Below are 1275 nucleotides of genomic sequence, written 5' to 3' on the forward strand. Positions count from 1 at the left end.
ATAGAAGTCTTAGTGGAAAAACATAACCAAAAAGCTGTTGTCCTTATCGACGAATACGACAAACCCATCCTTGACAATATCCACAAACCAGAGCTTGCCGCAGAGATTCGTGAAGAGTTAAAAAACTTCTATTCCGTGCTCAAAGACGCCGACCCTTATCTCAAATTCTGTTTCCTCACCGGCGTTACCAAATTTTCCAAGGTTTCGATCTTTTCAGGTCTGAATAACCTGGAAGACATAACTATTTCACCTGATTACGCTGCAATATGCGGCTACACCCAGGAAGAATTTGAAAACACCTTTGCCGACCGGTTGGAAGGGGTTGATCTTTCTGAGGTGCGTCGCTGGTATAACGGTTACTCCTGGCTTGGCGAGCCTGTTTACAACCCCTTTGACATTTTGCTCTTTCTGCGAAGTTATGATTTTCGGCCCTACTGGTTTGAGACCGGCACACCTACCTTTCTCATAAAGCTTCTTTTGGCCCGGAAACTCAACGTGGCCAAACTGGAAAAGCTCGAAGTGGGAGATGAGCTCCTTGAAAGCTTTGACGTAGATCGTATTTACCCGGAGACAGTTCTTTTTCAGACGGGCTATTTGACGATAAAAGGCACCAGGCGCCGCGGCCCTCTTACCAAATATATCCTGGGTTTTCCGAACCTTGAGGTGCGCACAAGTTTTAACAACTTTTTGTTGAACACCTTTAGCGATCTACCAACCAAAGAAGAACATTATGACCGTATTTACGAAGCCCTGGAGGAAGGGCGACCAAAGGAGTTAGAAGAAGTTTTCAAGGCGATCTTTGCCGGTATCCCGCATGATTGGTTTCGGAAGACGGGGCTTGAAGAATACGAGGGATTTTATGCCAGTGTTTTTTACGCGTATTTTTGTGGTCTTGGCCTGGATGTGCGGGTGGAAGAGGCCACGAACCAGGGCCGCCTGGATATGGCGGTGCTTTTTGAAGGCAGGTGTTATCTCTTTGAGTTCAAGGTAGTTGAGGATGAGCCCGAGGGAAAGGCACTTTTGCAGCTAAAAGAGAAGCGCTACTTTGAGAAGTACCAGGGGAAGTGCAAGAAGATCTGGCTCATCGGGGTTGAGTTCAGCAAGCGGGAGCGGAACATCGTAAGTTTTGAGGTGGAGGAGATTTCATGAGCTCTTTTCGTCGGCGCTTACTGGCTCCCTAGCGAGATACTGTGGATTTTGTCAAGCCATTTGCAACTGCAACTCCTCCATCGCTTTCTTATACTTGGCAAACGCAAATAACAGGAGCTTACGCGC

At 47.2% G+C, this 1275-nt stretch carries 1 protein-coding gene; it reads left to right on the plus strand.

The genetic code is table 11. The features are described 5' to 3' along the window. Positions 1-1149, plus strand: a 1149-nt coding sequence (locus H528_RS0111915) for an AAA family ATPase (RefSeq protein WP_028845939.1), incomplete at its 5' end; no start/stop codon positions are given. Between the last annotated feature and the right edge of the window lie 126 nt (positions 1150-1275).

Source organism: Thermodesulfatator atlanticus DSM 21156 (assembly GCF_000421585.1).
GTDB lineage: Bacteria > Desulfobacterota > Thermodesulfobacteria > Thermodesulfobacteriales > Thermodesulfatatoraceae > Thermodesulfatator > Thermodesulfatator atlanticus.